The organism is Methylibium sp. (genome assembly GCF_013817365.1).
Lineage (GTDB): Bacteria > Pseudomonadota > Gammaproteobacteria > Burkholderiales > Burkholderiaceae_C > Methylibium.
On record NZ_JACDCU010000420.1, the window covers coordinates 1 to 3,474 of the forward strand.

The 3,474-nt window shown below is 70.7% G+C and carries 5 protein-coding genes; all 5 read left to right on the plus strand.

Annotated features, from left to right (window positions below; genetic code table 11):
* The first annotated feature begins 145 nt into the window (after positions 1 to 145).
* The 5 genes from H0W38_RS18925 to H0W38_RS18945 are packed head-to-tail and all read left to right on the plus strand — an operon-like array spanning position 146 to position 3,331.
* Positions 146 to 517 carry a Na+/H+ antiporter subunit C gene (locus H0W38_RS18925; protein ID WP_367162411.1) on the plus strand — a complete coding sequence of 124 codons (372 nt, stop codon included), beginning with the start codon at positions 146 to 148 and terminating at the stop codon, positions 515 to 517.
* Positions 514 to 2,214 (plus strand): monovalent cation/H+ antiporter subunit D, encoded by a 1,701-nt coding sequence (locus H0W38_RS18930; RefSeq protein ID WP_292457060.1) that lies wholly within the window; start codon positions 514 to 516, stop codon positions 2,212 to 2,214. Before H0W38_RS18925 ends, H0W38_RS18930 begins: the two co-directional genes overlap by 4 nt.
* A complete protein-coding gene (locus H0W38_RS18935; RefSeq protein WP_292457061.1) occupies positions 2,211 to 2,717 on the plus strand; it encodes a Na+/H+ antiporter subunit E in 507 nt (168 codons plus the stop codon). The genes H0W38_RS18930 and H0W38_RS18935 overlap by 4 nt, the downstream gene beginning before the upstream one ends.
* Positions 2,714 to 2,983, plus strand: coding sequence for a K+/H+ antiporter subunit F (locus H0W38_RS18940; RefSeq protein ID WP_292447872.1), 270 nt, complete (start codon positions 2,714 to 2,716; stop codon positions 2,981 to 2,983). The genes H0W38_RS18935 and H0W38_RS18940 overlap by 4 nt, the downstream gene beginning before the upstream one ends.
* Positions 2,984 to 2,992: 9 nt before the next feature.
* A complete protein-coding gene (locus H0W38_RS18945; RefSeq protein ID WP_292457064.1) occupies positions 2,993 to 3,331 on the plus strand; it encodes a Na+/H+ antiporter subunit G in 339 nt (112 codons plus the stop codon).
* The last annotated feature ends 143 nt before the right edge of the window (positions 3,332 to 3,474 follow it).

The window sequence follows — 3,474 nt, forward strand, 5'->3', positions numbered from 1 at the left end:
CCGTGGTCGGCGCCAGCCTGCTGATGCTGTCGGTGCTCGGTGCGGCGAGCAAGGAGCCGTTTGTCCCGTCTTCGGGAGCGCCGCCCGATGAGCCGGATTCCAGCGCCGCAGTCCGTCGCCTGCGGCAAGCGGCGGGGGAGGCGTCCTGATGAGCATGGAGTTCCTGGTCGCGAGCGGCATCGGCTGGGTCACCGCGTGCGGCATCTACCTGCTGCTGCGCGGACGCACCTTCCCGGTGGTGCTGGGCCTGACGCTGCTCGGCTACGCGGTCAACGTCTTCATCTTCGCAATGGGGCGGCTGTGGAGCGCGGCGCCGCCGATCCTGACCGAAGGGACGAACGTGGCCGACCCGCTGCCGCAGGCCCTGGTGCTCACCGCCATCGTGATCGGTTTCGCGACGACCGGCTTCGTGATCGAGCTGGCGCTGCGCAGCCGGCACGAGAGCGGCAGCGACCATGTCGATGGCCGGCCCGACGGCCATCTGCCCCAGCCGGTCGACGCAAAGGATCGCGTGTGACGGCCTTCTTCTCGGCCCACCTGGCGATCCTGCCGGTGCTGCTGCCGGCCTTCACCGCGATGCTGCTGCTGCTCATCGGCGACCACGGCAGCACCTCGCACGCCGGGCCGGGGCAGGGCAAGCTGCGCTGGGCCCGCATCGTCTCGCTGGCGTCGAGCGCGCTGCTGCTGCTGCTGGCCGCGCGGCTGGCCCTCCAGGCCGATGACGGCGCGCTCGAGGTCTACCGGCTGGGCGACTGGCCGGCGCCTTTCGGCATCGTGCTGGTCATCGACCGGCTCTCCGCGCTCATGCTGGTGCTCACCGCCTGCATCGCGCTGCCCGTGCTGGTCTATGCCAGCGGCGGCTGGGATTCGCAGGGCCGCTATTTCCATGCGCTGTTTCAGTTCCAGCTGATGGGGCTGAACGGCGCCTTCGTCACGGGCGACTTGTTCAACCTGTTCGTGTTCTTCGAGGTGCTGCTGATCGCCTCTTACGCACTCGTGCTGCACGGCCAGGGCCGAGAGCGCTTTCGGGTGGGCGTGCACTACGTGGTGCTCAACCTTGCGGCCTCGGTGCTGTTCCTGGTCGGCGTGGCGCTGATCTATGCGCTGACCGGCACGCTCAACCTCGCCGATCTGGCCCTGCGCGTGCCCGAGGTCGACGGCCCGGAGGCGGCCGTGCTGCAGGTCGCCGGGCTGATCCTGCTGGTGGTGTTCGGTTTCAAGGCGGCGATCATGCCGCTGTCGATGTGGTTGCCGGCGACCTATGCGGCGGCGAGTGCGCCGGTGGCGGCGCTGTTCGCGATCATGACCAAGGTGGGCGTGTACGCGATCGTCCGCGTGCATGGCGTGGTGTTCGGCGCCGATGGCGGTGGCGCGGTCGGCGCCGCAGGTGCTACTAACGTCGACGCCGCTGCTGCCGCCGCAACCGCCGGCGCCACAACTGCCGGCGCCGCAGCCGCTGCAACCGCCTTTTCGGTCGGCTCGCTGCTGCTGCCGCTGGCCCTGGTGACCAGTGTGGTCGCCGTGCTCGGCGCGCTGGCCGCTCGCACGCTGCCGCGGCTGGTGGCCTGGCTCACGGTGGTCTCGGTCGGCACCGTGCTCACCGCGCTGGGCGTGCAGGGCGCCGCAGCGTGGTCGGCGGGTCTGTACTACCTGGCGCAAAGCACCCTGGTGCTGGCCGGCATGTTCCTTCTTTCGGAGCTGGTCGGCGCACAGCGCGGCGACGTTGCGGATGAGCTCGACCCGGCCTCGCCGGTCGCCCAGCCGCAGCTCCTCGGCCTGATGCTGCTGCTCGGCGCCGCCTCGGTCGCGGGGCTGCCGCCGCTGCCGGGTTTCATCGGCAAGCTGATGATCCTGGAGGCTTCGGCGAGCCACGCCTGGGTGGCGGTGGTGTGGATCGTGTTGCTGGGGGTGGGCTTCCTGACGCTGATCGGCCTGGCGCGCGCCGGCAGCATCCTCTTCTGGAACGTGCGCACCGAACTGCCGATCTGCAGCAACTCCGGCGCCAGCCCGCGGCTCGTGCTGGCCACCCTGGCGCTGCTGGGCTCGGCCGTCGCCATGAGCGTGTTCGCCGCGCCGCTGCAGCGCTACACCGCGGCCGCTGCGCTGCAACTGACCGACCGCGCCGGCTATGCACGCGCGGTGCTCGGCGAGCAGGACGGGCAGGTGCCCGACACCACGCGGCCCTATCGCATCGTTCCCGGAGCGCCACGATGAGAGAACGACCCAAGCCGAGGCCGGGCTGGCTGGCCCACCCGGTGCTCTCGCTGCTGCTGGCCGCGGCCTGGCTGCTGCTGCAGCAGAGCCTGGCCGTGCCGCAGCTCATCACCGCGGCGGTGCTCGCGCTGGTGCTGCCGCGGCTGCTGCACGGGTTTCTCGGCCCGGGCGCGCGGCTGCGGCGCGTGCCGGTAGCGCTGCACTTTGCCGGGGTGGTGATGTGGGACATCGTGGTGTCCAACCTGATCGTCGCGCGCATCGTGCTGACGCCGGGCTCCGATCCGCAGCCGGCCTGGGTGCCGGTGCAGCTCGACATCCGCGACCCCACGGCCATCGTGCTGCTTGCCACCATCATCACCACCACGCCGGGCACGGTGTCGTGCGTGGTCGACGAGGATCGCCGCCGCATCATGGTGCATGCGCTCGACTGCGCCGACCCGGCGGCGCTGGCCGCGCAGATCAAGCAGCGCTACGAGCAGCCGCTCAAGGAGATCCTCGGATGATCGTGTGGGCCCTCAATTTCGCGATGGGTGCCATCGGCCTGGCCATTGCGCTGTGCGGCTGGCGCCTGCTGCGCGGGCCGTCGGCGGTGGACCGCGTGCTGGCACTCGACACGCTCTACATCAACGTGGTCGCGTTGGTCATCCTGCTCGGCATCCAGCGCGCGACGCCGCTGCTCTTCGAGGCGGCGTTGATCGTGGCCATGCTGGGGTTCGCGTCCACCGTCGCGCTGGCACGCTACCTGAGCCGCGGCGACGTCATCGAATAGGAGCCAGGGATGAACGATTTTCCGTTCTGGGTGCAACTGCTCATCGCCGTGCTGCTGGTGATCGGCGGCGCGTTCTCGCTGATCGGTGCCATCGGCATGACGCGCTTTCCCGACTTCTTCATGCGCCTGCATGCGCCCACCAAGGCCACGACGCTGGGTGTCGGCAGCGTGCTCGTCGCCAGCATGGCGGCGAGCTGGGCGCAGGGCCTGGTCGGCGTGCACGAGCTGCTGGTCGCGCTGTTCCTGTTCATCACCGCGCCGGTATCGGCCAACCTGATGGCCAAGGCGGCGCTGCATCTGCGCCTGCCGTCGAAGGCGCCGCCGCCGGTCGACCTGCCGCGCGACTGAAGGCGGCTCGCCGAGGGCTCGCCGGTCTGAACGAGCCGAGCCGGGCCGCCGCGGCGGCGGCGGGACCGTCGCTCGTTGAGTTTGCGCTGCTGCAGTGCGCGCTTGCCGGTCATCAGCGCGGGTGCTGGCGCGGTCAGGGCGGC

What these genes read in the sequence shown, in the direction of transcription:
- H0W38_RS18935 (WP_292457061.1), top strand. Translation starts at nt 2,211, where the DNA reads ATGAGAGAACGACCCAAGCCGAGGCCGGGCTGGCTGGCCCACCCGGTG.
- H0W38_RS18940 (WP_292447872.1), top strand. Translation starts at nt 2,714, where the DNA reads ATGATCGTGTGGGCCCTCAATTTCGCGATGGGTGCCATCGGCCTGGCC.
- H0W38_RS18945 (WP_292457064.1), top strand. Translation starts at nt 2,993, where the DNA reads ATGAACGATTTTCCGTTCTGGGTGCAACTGCTCATCGCCGTGCTGCTG.